General features: G+C 71.8%; 19 protein-coding genes. 16 read left to right on the forward strand and 3 right to left on the reverse strand.

The features are described from left to right. The first annotated feature begins 10 nt into the window (after positions 1-10). The 8 genes from OG485_RS08570 to OG485_RS43995 all read left to right on the forward strand — a co-directional run bounded on the left by OG485_RS08570 (position 11) and on the right by OG485_RS43995 (position 7,297). Entirely contained in the window at positions 11-1,093 is a 1,083-nt protein-coding gene (locus OG485_RS08570) for a hydrogenase expression protein HypE (RefSeq protein WP_328455046.1), read from the forward strand. Between the two features lie 50 nt (positions 1,094-1,143). After that, entirely contained in the window at positions 1,144-2,925 is a 1,782-nt protein-coding gene (locus OG485_RS08575; protein ID WP_328665504.1) for a nickel-dependent hydrogenase large subunit, read from the forward strand. A 73-nt stretch (positions 2,926-2,998) separates the two neighbouring features. Then, a complete protein-coding gene (locus tag OG485_RS08580) occupies positions 2,999-3,910 on the forward strand; it encodes a NifU family protein (RefSeq protein WP_328665506.1) in 912 nt (303 codons plus the stop codon). Next, positions 3,907-4,536, forward strand: coding sequence for a DUF5947 family protein (locus tag OG485_RS08585; RefSeq protein WP_328665508.1), 630 nt, complete (start codon positions 3,907-3,909; stop codon positions 4,534-4,536). Before OG485_RS08580 ends, OG485_RS08585 begins: the two co-directional genes overlap by 4 nt. Further along, positions 4,533-5,177 (forward strand): DUF6084 family protein, encoded by a 645-nt coding sequence (locus OG485_RS08590; protein WP_328665510.1) that lies wholly within the window; start codon positions 4,533-4,535, stop codon positions 5,175-5,177. The genes OG485_RS08585 and OG485_RS08590 overlap by 4 nt, the downstream gene beginning before the upstream one ends. A gap of 1 nt (position 5,178) precedes the next feature. Continuing rightward, complete coding sequence (locus OG485_RS08595) at positions 5,179-6,618, forward strand: hypothetical protein (RefSeq protein ID WP_328665512.1); 1,440 nt, start codon at positions 5,179-5,181, stop codon at positions 6,616-6,618. Further along, positions 6,615-7,175 carry a hydrogenase maturation protease gene (locus tag OG485_RS08600; RefSeq protein WP_328665514.1) on the forward strand — a complete coding sequence of 187 codons (561 nt, stop codon included), beginning with the start codon at positions 6,615-6,617 and terminating at the stop codon, positions 7,173-7,175. Before OG485_RS08595 ends, OG485_RS08600 begins: the two co-directional genes overlap by 4 nt. A gap of 17 nt (positions 7,176-7,192) precedes the next feature. Then, entirely contained in the window at positions 7,193-7,297 is a 105-nt protein-coding gene (locus tag OG485_RS43995) for a DUF6893 family small protein (protein WP_443048906.1), read from the forward strand. Here the strand turns inward: OG485_RS43995 and OG485_RS08605 are convergent. Continuing rightward, positions 7,273-7,746: a helix-turn-helix transcriptional regulator gene (locus tag OG485_RS08605; RefSeq protein ID WP_328665515.1), complete on the reverse strand. Its 474-nt coding sequence runs from the start codon at positions 7,744-7,746 to the stop codon at positions 7,273-7,275. The two genes, OG485_RS43995 and OG485_RS08605, sit on opposite strands and share 25 nt — an antisense overlap. A gap of 88 nt (positions 7,747-7,834) precedes the next feature. On the opposite strand from OG485_RS08605, the gene OG485_RS08610 reads away from it, so the two are divergent. From OG485_RS08610 to OG485_RS08645, 8 genes are all read left to right on the forward strand, one after another. Beyond that, entirely contained in the window at positions 7,835-8,314 is a 480-nt protein-coding gene (locus OG485_RS08610; RefSeq protein WP_328665517.1) for a hydrogenase maturation nickel metallochaperone HypA/HybF, read from the forward strand. Next, entirely contained in the window at positions 8,298-9,119 is an 822-nt protein-coding gene (gene hypB / locus OG485_RS08615; protein ID WP_328665519.1) for a hydrogenase nickel incorporation protein HypB, read from the forward strand. The genes OG485_RS08610 and hypB overlap by 17 nt, the downstream gene beginning before the upstream one ends. Then, a complete protein-coding gene (hypF, locus tag OG485_RS08620) occupies positions 9,116-11,476 on the forward strand; it encodes a carbamoyltransferase HypF (protein WP_328665521.1) in 2,361 nt (786 codons plus the stop codon). The genes hypB and hypF overlap by 4 nt, the downstream gene beginning before the upstream one ends. 36 nt (positions 11,477-11,512) lie before the next feature. Further along, the gene (locus OG485_RS08625) at positions 11,513-11,851 is read left to right on the forward strand and encodes a HypC/HybG/HupF family hydrogenase formation chaperone (protein ID WP_328455029.1); all 339 of its coding nucleotides are present in this window, start codon (positions 11,513-11,515) and stop codon (positions 11,849-11,851) included. Next, complete coding sequence (gene hypD / locus OG485_RS08630; protein WP_328665526.1) at positions 11,848-12,966, forward strand: hydrogenase formation protein HypD; 1,119 nt, start codon at positions 11,848-11,850, stop codon at positions 12,964-12,966. Before OG485_RS08625 ends, hypD begins: the two co-directional genes overlap by 4 nt. Before the next feature lie 73 nt (positions 12,967-13,039). After that, complete coding sequence (hypE, locus tag OG485_RS08635) at positions 13,040-14,029, forward strand: hydrogenase expression/formation protein HypE (protein ID WP_328674283.1); 990 nt, start codon at positions 13,040-13,042, stop codon at positions 14,027-14,029. Between the two features lie 198 nt (positions 14,030-14,227). Then, positions 14,228-14,587, forward strand: coding sequence for a DUF779 domain-containing protein (locus tag OG485_RS08640; RefSeq protein ID WP_328665528.1), 360 nt, complete (start codon positions 14,228-14,230; stop codon positions 14,585-14,587). A gap of 75 nt (positions 14,588-14,662) precedes the next feature. Further along, positions 14,663-15,892 (forward strand): phosphodiester glycosidase family protein, encoded by a 1,230-nt coding sequence (locus OG485_RS08645; RefSeq protein ID WP_328665530.1) that lies wholly within the window; start codon positions 14,663-14,665, stop codon positions 15,890-15,892. 12 nt (positions 15,893-15,904) lie between these two features. Here the strand turns inward: OG485_RS08645 and OG485_RS08650 are convergent, their stop codons facing one another. Then, the gene (locus OG485_RS08650; RefSeq protein WP_326789170.1) at positions 15,905-16,099 is read right to left on the reverse strand and encodes a hypothetical protein; all 195 of its coding nucleotides are present in this window, start codon (positions 16,097-16,099) and stop codon (positions 15,905-15,907) included. Between the two features lie 104 nt (positions 16,100-16,203). Further along, entirely contained in the window at positions 16,204-17,067 is an 864-nt protein-coding gene (locus OG485_RS08655; protein ID WP_328665532.1) for a phosphatidylinositol-specific phospholipase C/glycerophosphodiester phosphodiesterase family protein, read from the reverse strand. Positions 17,068-17,105 lie beyond the last annotated feature (38 nt).

Raw genomic sequence — 17,105 nt, forward strand, 5'->3', positions numbered from 1 at the left:
AGGAGGGCTCATGAACGCCCCGACCGCGACGACGGCGGGCCCGGCCGCGCAGGACGACGCGCAGGAGGACCCGACCGTCCACATTCTCTGGATCAACGCCGGGCTGAGCTGCGACGGGGATTCGGTCTCGCTGACCGCCGCGACCCAGCCGAGCATCGAGGAACTGGCGCTCGGTGCCCTGCCGGGACTGCCCAAGGTGGCGGTGCACTGGCCCCTGATCGACTTCGAGTGCGGGCCCGTGGAGGGCGCCGACAATTTCGTGGAATGGTTCTTCAAGGCCGACCGGGGCGAGCTGGAGCCCTTCGTGCTGGTCGTCGAGGGGTCCATCCCGAACGAGCGGGTCAAGCCCGAGGGCTACTGGTGCGGCTTCGGGGACGATCCGGAGACGGGTCAGCCGATCACCACCAGTGAGTGGCTGGACCGGCTCACCCCCAAGGCGCTCGCCGTCGTCGCCATCGGGACCTGTGCGACGTACGGCGGTATCCACGCGATGGCGGGCAACCCGACCGGCGCCATGGGAGTGCCGGACTATCTGGGCTGGGAGTGGAAGTCCAAGGCGGGCATTCCGATCGTCTGCATCCCGGGCTGCCCCGTACACCCGGACAACGCCTCCGAGACGCTGCTCTACCTGCTGTACCAGGCGGCGGGCGCGGCGCCCATGATCCCGCTGGACGAGGAGCTGCGGCCGACCTGGCTGTTCGGCGCCACGGTGCACGAGGGCTGCGACCGCGCCGGCTACTACGAGCAGGGGCAGTTCGCGAGCGAGTACGGATCGCCGGAGTGCCTGGTCAAGCTCGGCTGCTGGGGCCCGGTGGTCAAGTGCAACGTGCCCAAGCGTGGCTGGATCAACGGCGTGGGCGGCTGCCCGAACGTCGGCGGGATCTGCATCGCCTGCACGATGCCGGGCTTCCCCGACAAGTTCATGCCGTTCATGGACGAGCCGCCGGGCGGGCATGTGTCCGCGACGGCGAGCGGGATCTACGGATCCGTCATCCGACGACTGCGGAACATCACCGCGAAGACCGTCGACAAGGAACCGAAGTGGCGCGGCAGGAGCGAGGAGCTCACGACCGGCTACAAGGCCCCGTGGTGACCACGGTTACCCGCTGAGCAGGACACTCGACAGGAAGGTGGCGCGGCACCATGGCGACGGCGACGAACAAGCCGGCCGGTGACGGCCTCACGGAGATGTCGTGGGACCCGATCACCCGCATCGTGGGCAGTCTCGGTATCCACACCAAGATCGACTTCAAGGCGAAGCGGGTCGCGGAGTGCTACAGCACCTCGTCCGTCTTCCGCGGGTACAGCGTGTTCATGCGCGGCAAGGACCCGCGCGACGCGCACTTCATCACCAGCCGGATCTGCGGAATCTGCGGCGACAACCACGCCACGTGCTCGGTCTACGCCCAGAACATGGCGTACGGCGTGGCACCCCCGCACCTCGGCGAGTGGATCATCAACCTCGGCGAGGCCGCGGAGTACATGTTCGACCACAACATCTTCCAGGAGAACCTGGTCGGCGTGGACTACTGCGAGCGGATGGTCCACGAGACCAACCCCGGCGTGCTCGAACTCGCCGAGCGCACCGAGGCCCCGCACGCGGCCGACCACGGCTACCGCACCATCGCCGACATCATGCGCTCGCTCAACCCGCTGGAGGGCGAGTTCTACCGTGAGGCGCTCCAGGTGAGCCGCTACACACGGGAGATGTTCTGTCTGATGGAGGGCCGTCATGTGCACCCCTCCACGCTCTACCCGGGCGGGGTCGGCACCGTCGCGACCATCCAGCTCTTCACCGACTACCTGACCCGGCTCACCCGCTACGTGGAGTTCATGAAGCGGGTCGTCCCGCTCCACGACGACCTCTTCGACTTCTTCTACGAGGCACTGCCCGGCTACGAGGAAGTGGGCAGGCGCCGGGTGCTGCTGGGGTGCTGGGGCGCGCTGAACGACCCGGAGTACTGCGACTTCCAGTACGCCAACATGGAGAACTGGGGCCGGCGGATGTTCGTCACCCCGGGTGTCATCGTGGACGGCAAGCTGGTCACCAACAGCCTCGTCGACATCAACCTCGGCATCCGCATCCTGCTCGGCAGCTCGTACTACGAGGACTGGTCGGGCATGGAGAAGTTCGTCGAACAGGACCCGCTCGGGAACCCGATCGACGAACGGCACCCGTGGAACCAGCACACCATCCCGGCCCCGCAGAAGCGGGACTTCGACGACAAGTACAGCTGGGTCATGTCGCCGCGCTGGTTCGACGGCACCGACCATCTGGCCCTGGACACCGGAGGCGGCCCGATCGCCCGGCTGTGGTCCACGGCGCTGTCCGGACTCGTCGACATCGGATACATCAAGGCCACCGGGCACAGCGTGCAGATCAACCTGCCGCGCACGATGACCAAGCCGGAGATGGCGCTGGAGTGGAAGATCCCGCAGTGGAGCAACGCCCTCGAACGCAACCGGGCCCGCACCTACTTCCAGGCCTACGCCGCCGCGGCCGCCCTCCACTTCGCCGAGCAGGCGATGGAGGAGGTGCGCGCCGGACGCACCCAGACCTGGGAGAAGTTCGACGTGCCGGACGAGTCGATCGGCTGCGGCTTCACCGAGGCGGTCCGGGGTGTGCTCTCCCACCACATGGTGATCAGGGACGGCAAGATCGCCAACTACCACCCGTACCCGCCGACTCCGTGGAACGGCAGCGTGCGCGACTCCTACGGCACACCGGGCCCGTACGAGGACGCGGTGCAGAACACCCCCATCTTCGAGGAGAACCCGCCCGAGAACTTCAAGGGCATCGACATCATGCGGGCCGTCCGAAGCTTCGACCCGTGTCTGCCGTGCGGCGTGCACATGTACGTCGGCGGCGGGAAGACCGTCGAGCAGACGCACATGCCGACGGGGCTGAGCGGACTGGCCGGCTGACCTTCCCGGGATCCGACGTTCATCGCGACCGACCTTCCTCGCGATCGACCTTCCTCAGGAGAGGGGCCTGCCGATGGCCGGACAGGAGACGGGTGAGCGGATAGGCGCACTGCTCGACGAGCTGGCGCGGCAGGCGGGACCGGAGGCGCGCGACGTCGCGGACGAACTGGTGCGCTGTCTCGTGGAGTTCTACGGCGAGGGCCTGGCCCGGACCGTACGCCTGCTGCGCTCCGCCCCGAAGGGTGCGGATCCTCTCGCCGTCCTCACCGCCGACGAACTGGTCAGCGATCTGCTGATCCTGCACGATCTGCACCCCGAGGACACCGCGACCCGGGTGGGCCGGGCCCTGGACAAGGTCCGCCCCTACCTCGGCTCGCACGCGGGCGACGTCGAGGTGGCCGGGCTCGACATGGAGGCCGCCGACGGCCCGACGCTGCGGCTCAGGCTGCGCGGCAGCTGCGACGGCTGTCCGTCCTCCACCCAGACCGTGCGCTGGACCATCGAGGAGGCGGTCGCCCGGATCGCCCCCGAGGTCGCGCACATCGAGGTCGAGGGCATGGCCGCCGAGAGCCCGCAGCCCGCACTGCTCCAGATCCTGCCGCACCGCCCGGACGACGCTCCGGGCGAGGCGGCGCCGTCCGGGGAACCTGGTGAGGCGGCGCGCTGGTACGAACTCGGCCCGCGCTCGCTGCCGGCGGACGACGGCGCCACCGGGGTCACCGAGGTCTCGGGCCGCGCCCTGCTGCTGGTCCGTCTGCCCGGCCAGTTGTACGCCTACCGCGACCGCTGCCCCCTGTGCGCCGCGGGCCTCGCGCCCGCGGTCCTGGACGGCGAACTCCTGCGCTGCGCGGACTGCGACGCCGCGTTCGACGTCCGCCGGGCCGGCCGGGGCGACCGGGGCCACCTGGATCCCGTACCGCTGCTGGAGGAGAACGGGTCGGTGCGGGTGGCGCTGCCCGGCGAGCTGCTGGGGGCGGGGCCATGACCGCCGACGTCCTCAGGCAGTTCACCCGCAGGCCGCCGCCCGAGGGCGAGCGCTGCGACCTGTGCGGGGAGCCGCTGCCCGCCGAGCACCGGCATCTCGTCGACACCTCCCGGCGATCCCTCAAGTGCTCCTGCCCGCCCTGCCATCTGCTCTTCACCCGGCCGGGCGCGGGGCAGGGCCGCTTCCGGGCGGTCCCTGACCGGTATCTCGCCGATCCCGGGTTCGTCCTGGACGAGGCCGACTGGAACCGGCTCCAGATCCCCGTCGCGCTCGCCTTCTTCTTCCGCAACTCCGAACTCGGCCGGCTCGCGGCCTTCTATCCGAGCCCGGCGGGCGCCACCGAGAGCGAACTCGATCCGCAGACCTGGGACTCGGTGCTCGGCCGCAGCCGGCTGGCGGAGCTGCTGGAACCCGACGTGGAGGCGCTGCTGCTGCACCGCGGCCGGGACGGCTCGGTGACCTGCACCCTCGTCCCGGTCGACGTCTGCTACGAACTGGTCGGCCGGATGCGGCTGCACTGGAAGGGCTTCGACGGCGGTGCCGAGGCACGCGCGGACATCGCGGAGTTCCTGGAACGGATCACGACGGCCGCCCGGCCACTGGAGAACTCCGGGGGCGCCCCGTGACCGATCTCCGGTTCACCTGCACCGGCGTGCGCCCCGAACCGTACGGAGCCGGGCCCACGCTGCTGTTCGGGCTGCGTATCGAGGAGGCGGACCACCGGCCGGTGCACGCCGTCGCGCTGCGCTGCCAGATCCGTATCGAGCCCGCCGGACGTTCGTACGAGCCGGAGGAGGTCGGCATGCTGGGCGACCTGTTCGGCGAGCCGAGCCGCTGGAGCAGCACGCTCAAGCCGCTGCAGTTCGCCCACACCTCCATCACGGTCCCGGGGTTCACCGGTTCGACGGAGGTCGATCTCCCGGTGCCCTGCACCTACGACACCGAGGTCGCGTCCGCCTCGTACTTCCGGGCGCTGTCCCGCGGCGAGGTCCCGCTGCTCCTCCTCTTCTCCGGCACGGTGTTCACCGGCCACGACGGCTTCCGGGCCGAGCCCGTGCCCTGGCACAAGGAGACGTCGTACCGGATGCCGGTGGACGTGTGGCGGAACATGATCGAGGAGTACTTCCCCAACTCGGGCTGGCTGCGCGTCCGGCTGGACGTCCTGGACGCGCTGCGCCGCTACCGGTCCGCGCGCGCCCTGCCGTCCTGGGAGCGGGTCTTCGACGAACTCCTCGCCACCGCCGACGCGAAGAAGGGGGCCGACTGAGATGAGCAATCCCCTGGAGGACCGCTTCGAGCAGGCCCGCACGGTGGCGGACGCCGTCCTGTTCGAGGGATACGTCCTCTACCCCTACCGCGCCTCCGCCGCGAAGAACCAGCTCCGCTGGCAGTTCGGCGTCCTGGTGCCGCCCGCCTGGACCGCCACGACCGGGGAACACTCCGTCCAGCGCACCGAGTGTCTGCTGGAGCCCCGCAAGGGCGACCGCCTCCACGCCGAACTGCGCTTCCTGCACGTCCGGCGGCGCACGGTCGAACGGCTCGACGCCGACGGCGGATACACGGAGGTTCCGGAACTCGACCTTCCCGACCGGGTGTTGGTGCCCTGGGACGAAGGGCACGAGGAACGCGTCCTGATCCATGAGTCGCTCGAGGAACTGACGGGCGATCAGGCATCGCTCCATGCCGTACGGTTCGACCTCCCCGACGCCGTCGAGTACGAGCCGGTGGCCGACGCCGAGGGCCGGACGCTGGGCCGACTCGTGCGGCGCAGGCTGCGGCTGACCGGCGAACTGCGCCCGCGCGTCGAGGAGTTGCCGGGGCCCTACCGGGTGCTGCGGCTCACGGTGAGCGTGCACAACACCACCGTCGTACCGGAGGACGCCGACGCCGACCGCGAGACCGCGCTCGCCCACAGCCTGATCGGAACCCATCTGCTGTTCGGCGTCCCCGGGGGACGGTTCCTGTCGCTGACGGACCCGCCGGAGTGGGCCCGCCCGGCCGCCGCGAGCTGCCGCAACGACCGCACCTGGCCCGTGCTCGCGGGCCCGCCCGGCACGGACGACGTCATGCTGTCCTCGCCGATCATCCTGGAGGACCATCCCGCCGTCGCCGAGGAGAGCCCGGGGCCCCTCTACGACGCCACCGAGATCGACGAGATCCTCTCGCTGCGCACGGCCGCGCTCACCGACCGGGAGAAGCGGGAGGCCCGCGGCACGGACGCCCGGGCCGCCGGGGTCATCGACCTGGTCGACGACATGCCGGACGCGGTCCGCGAGCGGCTGCACGGGGCGATCCGGGGGCTGCGCGAGATCACCGGCGAGGACGGCGCCGGCGAGCCGCTCCCCGCCGCCCCCGACACCGGCCCGAGTCTGCCCCGGGGCCCGGGGCATCCCTGGTGGGACCCGGAGCAGGACGCCGGGGCCGCCGAGGTGCCCGCCGCCGTCGTCATCGACGGCGAGACGGTACGGGCCGGCAGCAGGGTCAGACTCACCCCCGGCGCCCGGCGCTCCGACGCCCAGGACTCCTTCCTCCGCGGCCGGCGCGCCACGGTCGAGGCCGTGGTCGGTGACCTCGACGGCGAGACGCATCTCGCCGTCGTCGTGGACGACGACCCCGGCACCGACGTACGCCGGGCCCAGGGCCGCTTCCTCTACTTCAAGCCCGACGAAGTGGCACCGCTGAACGAGCGGGAGGAGGAGGCGACATGACCGGACCCGTCCGCACCGGCGCGTCCCGTCCTGCCGAGGAGCACGGGACCGGCCGGGTTCTCGTCGCCGGGGTCGGCAACGTGTTCCTCCAGGACGACGGCTTCGGGGTGGAGACCGTACGACGGCTCGCCGCCCGCACGCCCGAACTGCCGCCCGGCGTCGAGCTGATGGACGCCGGCATCCGCGGGGTGCACCTCGCCTACCGGCTGCTGGAGGGCTACCGGACGCTCGTGCTGGTGGACCTCGTCAGCCGCGAAGGTCCGCCGGGCACGCTCTACACGATCGACGTCGGCCCCGGACCCCCCACGGCACGGTCCGCACCCGGCCCGCTGGACACGCACGCCATGGACCCGGCCAGTGTGCTGGCCCTGCTGCACGATCTGCACGCCGGCGCGGGCGGCACCCTCCCGGAGGAGGTGTACGTCATCGGCTGCGAACCCCGCGACACGGGCGAGGGCATGGGCCTGACTCCCCCGGTGGCCGGTGCCGTGGACGCCGCCGCCGACCTGGTGCTCGACCTGGTACGCCGCGCTCCCTCCGTAGCCCGGAGGAGCTGACACCGATGGAGGCAAGGATGGAATGGCAATGGGTTGGCCTGGCCGCGGGCCTCGTACTGGCCTACGGAGTCGCGAGGAACCTGTCGGACGTCCGCCGCTACTTGCGCATGCGGCGCATGTGATCCGGCGGACGCGCATGATCGGGCGGACGCCCGTGATCCGGCGGACGCTCGTGATCCGGCGGACGCCCGTCGGCGCGCGGACTCCCGCCGTCGCGGCCCGCGCGGCCGCCGACGTCCTCGAGCTGGACGTACCGCTCCAGGAAGAGATGCAGGGCGCCGTGCAGTTCACCCAGGCGCACGAACCACAGGGCGAGGTTCATGGCGCCCTGCTGGGTGATCGCGTAGACACGGCGCGCGGGGCCGCTCTCCGAGGCGCGCCAGTGCGAGGTGACCTCACCGCTGCTCTCCATGCCCCGCAGCAGCCGGTACACATGCGCCTGATCCGCGTCGCCGCAGCCGAAAGCGCCCAGGCGCTGCACCAGTTCATAGCCATGACCTTGGCGTTCGGCCAGCAACAGGAGCAGCACCGGGGTGAGCAGAGCGCGTCGCTCGACCTCTTGCCCGGTCATCGTGCTCTCAGGGTAACCAGCCATGCGCGGGCCTCACATCCGGGCGCGACGGCGCCGGGCGACGGGTCGGCGGCGGGAGGTGAGGGCCGTGCATGAGCTGTCGATCGCCGTGGCGGTCGTCGAACAGGTCGAGGAGGCCGTGCGGGAACAGGGCCGCGCGGTGGCGTCGCTGACCCTTCGGATCGGCGAGCTGGCGGGGGTGGTGCCCGAGGCGCTGGACTTCTCGTTCGGGCTCGCCACGGAGGGCACCGCGCTGGCGGGGGCACGCCTGCTGATCGAGACTGTCGAGGCACGGGGCCGCTGCGAGGGCTGCGGCCGCGAGGCGCCGACCGGGATGCCTCCGGTGCTGTGGTGCGCCGGGTGCGGGCGGCCGCTGACCCTGCTCAGCGGCCGGGAGCTGGAGATCGTCCGGGTGACGCTGGCCGACGAACCCCTGGACGCGCGGAAAACCGTGGACGGGAAGGGTGCCGGGCCCCCGGGCGGGAAGGGCGCGGACGACGGGCCGCGGCCCGCGCCGTCCGGGCTGCCGGTACGCGACGAGGAGGCGAGCCATGTGCCGCACCGTTGACCTGCATCAGGCCGTGCTCGCCAAGAACGACGAGAACGCGCTGGCGCTGAGGGGCTATCTGGGTGACCGCGGCACGGTGGCGGTGAACCTGCTGTCCAGTCCGGGCAGCGGCAAGACGGCCCTGCTCGAACAGCTGCTCGCTCGCGCCGTGGCGGGCGGCACCCCGGCCGCCGCCGTCACCGCCGACCTGGCGACCGAGAACGACGCGACCCGGCTGGCCCGCTCCGGCGCGCCGGTGCGGCAGATCCTCACCGACGGCCTGTGCCATCTGGAGGCGGGCATGCTCCAGCGGCGGCTGGAGGGCTGGCTGCCCGAGGGCACCCGGCTGCTGTTCGTCGAGAACGTCGGCAATCTCGTCTGTCCGGCCTCCTACGACCTCGGGGAGACCCTGCGTATCGCGCTCGCCTCGGTGACCGAGGGCGAGGACAAGCCGGTCAAGTACCCGACCGCCTTCGGGCTCGCGCACCTGGTCGTGGTCACCAAGACCGACATCGCGGACGCCGTCAGCTTCGACCGGGAGGCGTTCCTGGGGGGTGTCCGGCAGGTCAACCCCGGGGTGCCGGTCCTGGAGACCTCGGCGCGCACCGGCCAGGGGGTCGACGCCCTGCTCGCGCACGTCCTGCGCTGCGCGGCCGGCGAGGAGGCGCACGTACCGGTCCTTGCCCGGCAGCACGAGCGCTACCTGCACAGCCACGGGAACGGCCACGAACACCCGCGTGCCGACGTCCACCCGCACCCCGGCGCGCGACAGGCCGGGGCCGGGCCGGGCGGGGAGCAGGAGCGGGCCCGGGGGCAGGAGCGGTGAAGCGGGCCCCGGGGCGCGAGCGCCGGCACATCACCGTCACGGGCGTCGTCCAGGGAGTGGGGTTCCGGCCCTTCGTCTACACCCTCGCGCAGGAACTCGGGCTGACCGGCTGGGTCACCAACAACGCGCGGGGCGTCGAGGCCGAGGTGGAGGGACCGGCCGCCGACGTGGCCGAGTTCTGCGCCCGGATCGGGACGCGTCCGCCGCCGCTCGCGGTCGTCGAGTCGGCCGAGCACCGGGCCGTGCCCCTGGAGAACGACGGCTCGGTGTTCACCATCCGCCCCTCCTCCGGCGGGCCGGGCCGCACCCTGGTCTCCCCGGACACCGCGACCTGCGACGACTGTCTGCGCGAGCTCGCGGACCCCGCCGACCGGCGGTACCGGCACCCGTTCATCACCTGCACGCACTGCGGTCCGCGGTTCACGATCGTGACCTCGCTACCGTACGACCGGGACAGCACCACCATGGCGGGCTTCCCGATGTGCGCGGACTGCGCCCGTGAGTACGCGGACCCGGCCGACCGGCGCTTCCACGCCCAGCCGATCGCCTGCCCGGCGTGCGGTCCCCGGCTCACGCTGCGCACGGGGGCGGGCGATCCGGGCGAGCTGCGCGACGGCGAGGCGCTCGCGGAGGCCCGCCGCCTGCTGGCCGAGGGCGCCGTGGTCGCGGTCAAGGGGATCGGCGGCTACCACCTGGCGTGCGACGCGGGCGATCCCTCGGCCGTGCGCACCCTGCGCAAGCGCAAGAACCGCGGCGGCAAGCCCTTCGCGGTACTGGCGGATTCGCTGGAGACCGTCGAACGGCTGGCCCATGCCGGTCCGGAGGAGCGGGAGCTGCTGCTCGGGCCGCGCAAGCCGGTGGTCCTGCTGCGGCGGCGGGCGGGGGCGGGCGAGGAGATCGCGGCGGGGGTCGCGCCGGGCAGCCCCGACCTCGGCTTCATGCTCCCGTACACGCCGGTGCACCGGCTGCTGCTCGGTCTGCCCGGTGATCCGCCGGGTCCCGCCGTCCTCGTGATGACCAGCGGGAACCGCTCGGGCGAGCCCATCGTCACCGACGACGCCGAGGCGCTGACCCGGCTGGCGGGGCTCGCCGACGCCTGGCTCGCCCACGACCGGCCCGTTCATGTGCCCTGTGACGACTCGGTGGTCCGGGTGTGCGCGGGAGCCGAGCTGCCGGTGCGCCGGTCCCGCGGCTACGCCCCCTTCCCGATCGCGCTGCCGGTGCCGGTGGTCCCGGCGCTGGCGGTGGGCGGGGACCTGAAGAACACCTTCTGCGCCGGGGACGGCCGCTACGCCTGGCTGTCCGCGCACGTCGGGGACATGGACGACCTGGCCACCCTGAACGCCTTCGAGCGGGCCACCGGCCATCTGACGGACCTCACCGCCGTCGCGCCGCGCCTGCTCGTCGCCGACCGGCATCCCGGCTACCGCGCCACCCTGTGGGCACGGCGCACCGCCGCGGCCCGCGGACTGACCCTGCGCCAGGTGCAGCACCACCACGCCCATGTCGCCTCGGCGATGGCCGAGCACGGTCTGGACGGTTCGGAGCCGGTGATCGGCGTCGCCTTCGACGGCACCGGCTACGGCGACGACGGTGCCGTGTGGGGCGGTGAGGTGCTGCTCGCCGACTACGACGGATACCGGCGGTTCGCCCATCTGGGCTATGTCCCGCTGCCGGGCGGCGACGCGGCCGTACGCAACCCCTACCGGATGGCGCTGTCGCATCTGCGGGCCGCGGGACTGCCCTGGCGGGACGGGCTGCCGTGCGCGGCGGCGGCCACCCCGGAGGAACGGCGGCTGCTGGAACGGCAGCTGGAACGGGGGTTCAACTGCGTTCCCACGTCCAGCATGGGACGCCTCTTCGACGCGGTGTCCTCCCTCGCGGGCGTCTGCCACCGGGTGGAGTACGAGGCGCAGGCGGCCATGGAGCTGGAGAACGCGGCACTGGCGGACCTGGCGGGGCCGCTCGCCGACGACGAGCGGAACGACGCGTACCGGTTCATGCTGAGAGCGGTCCGTCAGGACCCCGAGGTGCCGCTGATCGCCGATCCGGCGCCGGTCCTGGCCGCCGCCGTCGCGGACGTCCGGGCCGGTGTCACGGCCGGGCCGGTGGCCCGTCGGTTCCATCGGGCCGTGGTCGATCTGGTCCTGGAGGTGTGCACGGTGGCACGAGTCAGGACCGGCATCCGCACGGTGGCCCTCAGCGGCGGGGTGTTCTGCAACGCCCTGCTCACCGAGGGCTGCGGCGCCGTCCTGGAACGGGACGGCTTCACCGTACTGAGGCACCACAGGGTTCCCCCCAACGACGGCGGTCTGGCCCTCGGGCAACTGATCGTCGCCGCCCGAGCACGGGACTAGCGCGACAGGAGCGCTGGAGCGAGTCAGGAGCGAGTCATGTGTCTGGCCGTACCCGGCCGAGTGCTGGAGATCGAGGAACGCGACGCGACGCGGATGGCCAAGGTGGACTTCGGCGGCGTCGTCAAGGACGTGTGTCTGGAGTACGTGCCGGACATGAAGGTCGGTGACTACGCCATCGTCCATGTGGGATTCGCGTTGCAGCGACTGGACGAGGAATCGGCGAAGCAGACCCTGGAACTCTTCGAGAACCTCGGGGTGCTGGAGGAGGAGTTCGGCGACGCCTGGGGCAAGGCCGCCCGGGACGCCGGCGCCGAACGCCCCGCCGGAACCGGACTTCCGCCCCTGGAGGGCGCCGAGAAGGAGGCGCGGTCATGAAGTACCTGGACGAGTTCAGCGACCCGGTCCTCGCCAAGCGGCTCTTCGACGACATCAGGGCGGTCACCACCCGGCCCTGGTCCATCATGGAGGTCTGCGGCGGACAGACGCACTCGATCATCCGCCACGGCATCGACCAACTCCTCCCTGAGGAGATCGAGTTGATCCACGGGCCGGGCTGCCCGGTCTGTGTGACCCCGCTGGAGATCATCGACAAGGCGCTGGAGATCGCCTCCCGCCCGGACGTGATCTTCTGCTCCTTCGGCGACATGCTGCGGGTGCCCGGCAGCGGACGCGACCTGTTCAAGGTCAAGAGCGAGGGCGCGGACGTACGCGTCGTCTACTCGCCGCTGGACGCGCTGAAGATCGCGCAGGAGAACCCCGACCGGCAGGTCGTGTTCTTCGGCATCGGCTTCGAGACCACGGCGCCGCCCAACGCGATGACCGTCTATCAGGCCAAGAAGCTGGGCATCGGCAACTTCAGCCTGCTGGTCTCGCACGTCAAGGTGCCCCCGGCCATCGACGCGATCATGAACTCGCCCGACTGCCGGGTGCAGGCGTTCCTCGCCGCCGGGCACGTCTGCACCGTGATGGGCATGGGCGAGTACCCCGAACTGGCCGAGCGCCACCGGGTGCCGATCGTGGTGACCGGTTTCGAACCGCTCGACATCCTGGAGGGCATCCGCCGCGCGGTACGCCAACTGGAGGCGGGACAGCACACCGTGGAGAACGCCTATCCGCGCGCGGTGCAGGCCGAGGGAAGCCCCGCGGCCCGCGCCATGCTCTCCGACGTCTTCGAGGTGACCGACCGGGCCTGGCGCGGGATCGGCATGATTCCGCAGAGCGGCTGGCGGCTGTCGCCCAAGTACCGCGAGTACGACGCCGAGCACCGCTTCTCGGTGACCGGCATCGACACCGAGGAGTCGACCGTCTGCCGCAGCGGCGAGGTGCTCCAGGGCCTCATCAAGCCGCACGAGTGCGCCGCGTTCGGCAAGGAGTGCACCCCGCGCAATCCGCTGGGCGCGACCATGGTCTCCAGCGAGGGCGCGTGTGCCGCCTACTACCTCTACCGGCGGCTGGAGACCCCGGACAAGGAGGCGAGCTCCGTTGGCTGACTCGGCATACGCTCCCGTCGACTTCTCCTCCTGGACCTGCCCGGCGCCGCTGCGCGACCACGACAGGATCGTGATGGGGCACGGTGGTGGCGGCACGCTCTCCGCCGAACTGGTGGAGCACCTGTTCGCGCCCGCCTTCGGCAGTGACGTGCTCGCCGAGCTCGGCGACTCCGCCCATCTGCTGCTGGGCGGGGCCCGGCTCGCCTTCTCCACCGACTCCTTCGTCGTACGGCCGCTGTTCTTCCCCGGCGGCAGCATCGGGGACCTCGCCGTCAACGGCACGGTCAACGACCTGGCCATGGCGGGGGCCGTACCGGCCTACCTCTCCTGCGGGTTCATCCTGGAGGAGGGCGTCGAGCTCTCCGTCGTGGGGCGGGTGGCCGAGGCGCTGGGCGAGGCGGCCCGGACCGCCGGGGTGGTGGTCGCGACCGGTGACACCAAGGTCGTCGACGCGGGCCACGGCGACGGCATCTTCATCAACACCGCCGGGATCGGCCTGATCCCGGACGGCGTCGACATCCGCCCGCAGCGCGCGGCCCCCGGTGACGTGGTGCTGGTCAGCGGGCCGATCGGCGTGCACGGGGTGGCGATCATGAGCGTGCGGGAGGGACTGGAGTTCGGCGTCGAGATCCAGAGCGACACCGCGTCGCTGGCCGGTCTGGTCGCGGACATGCTGGCGGTCTGCCCCGACCTGCATGTGCTGCGCGATCCGACCCGCGGCGGTCTGGCCACCTCCCTGAACGAGATCGCCGCGGCGGCGCGGGTCGGCATCGCGCTCGACGAGCGGTCCCTGCCCGTCCCGGAGACGGTCGCCAACGCCTGCGCCTTCCTCGGTCTGGACCCGCTGTACGTGGCCAACGAGGGCAAGCTGGTGGCGTTCGTGGCGGCCGAGCACGCCGACGCCGTGCTCGCGGCGATGCGCGCCCACCCGCTGGGCAAGGAGTCCGTGGCGATCGGCCAATGCGTCCCGGACCATCCCGGCATGGTGGTCGCGGCCACCGGCCTGGGCGGCACCCGGGTGGTGGACATGCCGCTCGGCGAGCAGCTTCCGCGCATCTGCTGACCCACCGCGTCCGCGCCCACGGCTGACACCTCGCCGGCCGGCACGAACGCTCCCGAGGCCGGTCCTCGGTGACGACCCGCACCAAGCGGGGTGTCACCGGGGGCCGGCCTCTCGTGCGTCCGGGGCGTGCAACCCTCTCGCAACGTCCGGTCTGGTCGGCTGGTCCGCGACAGCCGTGAGACCCGAGGGGGAGAGCCGATGGACGTCGTCGTCCCGCGCGTGGAGCTGACGCCCGCGGCCGCCGAACTGCTGCGGCGTCTGCGCGTCCAGCACGGACCGCTGATGTTCCATCAGTCGGGCGGCTGCTGCGACGGCAGCGCGCCCATGTGCTTTCCGGAGGGCGAGTTCCGCACCGGCGGTTCCGACGTGCTGCTGGCCGAGCTGGAGATCGAGGGTGTCGAGGAGCCGGTGACGTTCTGGATCTCGAAGAGCCAGTACGAGCTGTGGAGCCACACGCGCCTGATCGTGGACGTCGTGCCGGGCCGGGGCAGCGGCTTCTCCCTCGAAGCACCCGAAGGAGTGCGTTTTCTGATCCGTTCCCGCGTCGTCGGCGCCTAGCCACCGGCCCGGGTCCCTGTCTCTGGTGCAATTCCCCTGGGTCCTGGCACAGTTGACGAGACATCAGGGGGCACCGTGACGCGTCTTGGCAGACGGTTCAGAACGGCACTGACGGTCTTCACGGCAACCGGAGCGCTGGCCGGTGCGGCCCTGACGGGGGCGGCACCGGCCGACGGCGCGGAGAGCGCGACGGACATCGCGCCCGGCGTCGAGTACACGCAGCTGGACATCCCGGCGGCCAAGGGAGTGGCGCACGCGCATGTGCTGAACGTCGATCTGCGCAATCCCCATGTGCGCGTCGATCTCCTCTACCCCGGCGCCGTGGCGTCCCGGGAGCCCGTGTCCGAGCTGGCCGGCTCCCGGGGCGCGGTCGCCGGGGTCAACGGCGACTTCTTCAACATCACGGAGACCCAGCATCCGGGCGTCGAGGCGACGGGCGCGACCGTGGGTCCGGCGATCGCGAGCGGCCGCGGGCTCAAGGCAGCGGTCCCGAACGGCCAGCGGTTCGGACCCGCGCTGCCGCCCGGCACGACCACCGAGGACGTGTTCGGTGTGGGCGTCGACCGCCGGGCCCGGCTGGACAGCGTGGCCCTCGACGGGTCCGTCCGCAGCCCCGACGGCACCTGGCCGCTCGGCGGGTTCAACCAGTACGCGCTGCCGGTCGGTTCCGTCGGCGCGTTCACCGCGGACTGGGGCAGCGCCTCGCGGGTGCGCGCGACCTGCGGTACGGACACGGACCGGGCCGCGCCGTGCAGCACCGACACCTACGAGGTGACGGTCAGCCGCGGGCGGGTCGTGTCCGCCGCCGGCACTCCGGGCGGCGGAGCCATCGCACCCGGCACCACCGTGCTGGTCGGCCGCGAGGCGGGCGCCCAGCAGCTGCGGAAGCTGTCCGTGGGCGAGTGGGTCGGGGTGCGGCACCGGCTGGTGGCCAAGTCCTCCCGGGTGCCGTACCGGTTCGCGGTCGGGGGTTATCCGATGATGACCGGCGGCGTGCCGCTGCCGGGTCTGGACGACAGGACCTCCGCCGTACGGACCGCGGTGGGCTTCTCCGACCACGGGCGCCGGATGCAGCTCCTCGCCCTCGACGGAGCCCCGGAGTTCCGCGGCGGTCTCACCATCGCCGAAGTGACCGCGGCGATGGGGCAGCTGGGGTCACAGGACGCCTTCAGTCTGGACGGCGGCGGATCCACCACGATGGTCGCCCGGCAGGCGGGGGCGGACACCGTCAGCGTCCTCAACCACCCGAGCGGCGGCGCCGAGCGTCCCGTCCCGAACGGTATCGGGGTGTTCACGCGCCCGTGAAACGGCGGCACGTCATGGCGTCAGACTGCCCACGATGTCCGCGGTCGCGGTGAGACCGCTGTGGATCGTCGGGGCCATGCTCGTGCTGGCCAGCAGGAACCCGAGCAGGGCGCAGATCAGCGCGTGGGACATCTTCAGCCCACCGTTGCGCAGGAAGATCACCGCCAGCACCAGGAGAAACAGCACCGCAGAGATGGAAATGGCCATTGTCAACCTCCTCCGCCACGTCCACTTCGCGGCGTTCGGCCGTAAGTGTGGCGTAGCGGAGGGATCGCCCGGGCGGCTGACGTGTCCCCCGAACGGGTGGTCTTCTACCGTCGGTCGTGGGCGTCCAGGAACTCTTCGAGACCGCCCAGGTCATCGGTGTTGAGGTAGTCGACGTCGGCGGCGAGAAGTTCGCGCCAGAGCGCCTCGCGTGTCGGACCCGCAAGATCGGGGGTGGCCCAGAACCGGACCTTCTGCCGACGCGCGTGCGCGGCCGCCATGATGCCCCGCAGTTTCTCGCACTCGGCGCCCGGGAACGGGCCCTCTCCCAGCCAGCTGAAGTTGAGTGTCCAGTTGTCGCTGATCAGCGGGATGAAGGAGGCGGGGGCGGCGCTGCCGAGGTCGGCGAGCCGGCCGTCGTAGAAGGCGAGCCGCTCGGTCTGCGCCTCCATGGGCACGCGCGCGGCGCGGTCCCCGGAGATCACGGCCGTGACCGGGCCGCGGTGCACCCGGCCGTGCGCGTACCTCGTGAACAGGTGCCGGTAGCGGCGCAGATGACGGTCGAGTTCGAGGTACGTCGAGGAACCCTCGGTCTTGATGTCGACGAGCAGTTGCAGCGGCTCGTGATATCCCCGGTACACCGAGCCGTGGTTGGCCCTGACGCGAGCGGCCAGCGGTTCGAGGTAGAGGGATTCGAGCGTGCGGGTGGGGTCGAGGTCCACCGGGTCGTGGGCGACCAGGAGTTGGTCGCCGACGAGGTAGATGTCGGCCTCGACGCTACCGAAGCGGTGGCCGAGCGCGTCGAGGAGGGGGCGCGGGTGCTCGTAGTCGTTGTGCGCGTGGGCGCGCCACTGGGGGCGCGTTCGGGGCTTCGCCTCGCCTGCCAGGGCCCGCGACGCGGGCAGGGCGACCGAGCCCGCGAGGGCGGCGCCGAAGGTGGTGAGGGCTCTGCGACGGGTGGTTGGGGCCATGCTCCGCCTCCCTTGAGGGTGCCGTACGGGACCTCAGG

This window comes from Streptomyces sp. NBC_00328, from assembly GCF_036139655.1.
Classification (GTDB): domain Bacteria; phylum Actinomycetota; class Actinomycetes; order Streptomycetales; family Streptomycetaceae; genus Streptomyces.

Excerpts from the sequence above, each read along its gene's own strand:
- OG485_RS08570 (WP_328455046.1), top strand. The coding sequence starts at position 11 with ATGAACGCCCCGACCGCGACGACGGCGGGCCCGGCCGCGCAGGACGAC.
- OG485_RS08575 (WP_328665504.1), top strand. The coding sequence starts at position 1,144 with ATGGCGACGGCGACGAACAAGCCGGCCGGTGACGGCCTCACGGAGATG.
- OG485_RS08580 (WP_328665506.1), top strand. The coding sequence starts at position 2,999 with ATGGCCGGACAGGAGACGGGTGAGCGGATAGGCGCACTGCTCGACGAG.
- OG485_RS08585 (WP_328665508.1), top strand. The coding sequence starts at position 3,907 with ATGACCGCCGACGTCCTCAGGCAGTTCACCCGCAGGCCGCCGCCCGAG.
- OG485_RS08595 (WP_328665512.1), top strand. The coding sequence starts at position 5,179 with ATGAGCAATCCCCTGGAGGACCGCTTCGAGCAGGCCCGCACGGTGGCG.
- OG485_RS08600 (WP_328665514.1), top strand. The coding sequence starts at position 6,615 with ATGACCGGACCCGTCCGCACCGGCGCGTCCCGTCCTGCCGAGGAGCAC.
- OG485_RS43995 (WP_443048906.1), top strand. The coding sequence starts at position 7,193 with ATGGAATGGCAATGGGTTGGCCTGGCCGCGGGCCTCGTACTGGCCTAC.
- OG485_RS08605 (WP_328665515.1), bottom strand. The coding sequence starts at position 7,746 with ATGACCGGGCAAGAGGTCGAGCGACGCGCTCTGCTCACCCCGGTGCTG.
- hypB (WP_328665519.1), top strand. The coding sequence starts at position 8,298 with ATGTGCCGCACCGTTGACCTGCATCAGGCCGTGCTCGCCAAGAACGAC.
- OG485_RS08625 (WP_328455029.1), top strand. The coding sequence starts at position 11,513 with ATGTGTCTGGCCGTACCCGGCCGAGTGCTGGAGATCGAGGAACGCGAC.
- hypD (WP_328665526.1), top strand. The coding sequence starts at position 11,848 with ATGAAGTACCTGGACGAGTTCAGCGACCCGGTCCTCGCCAAGCGGCTC.
- hypE (WP_328674283.1), top strand. The coding sequence starts at position 13,040 with ATGGGGCACGGTGGTGGCGGCACGCTCTCCGCCGAACTGGTGGAGCAC.
- OG485_RS08640 (WP_328665528.1), top strand. The coding sequence starts at position 14,228 with ATGGACGTCGTCGTCCCGCGCGTGGAGCTGACGCCCGCGGCCGCCGAA.
- OG485_RS08650 (WP_326789170.1), bottom strand. The coding sequence starts at position 16,099 with ATGGCCATTTCCATCTCTGCGGTGCTGTTTCTCCTGGTGCTGGCGGTG.
- OG485_RS08655 (WP_328665532.1), bottom strand. The coding sequence starts at position 17,067 with ATGGCCCCAACCACCCGTCGCAGAGCCCTCACCACCTTCGGCGCCGCC.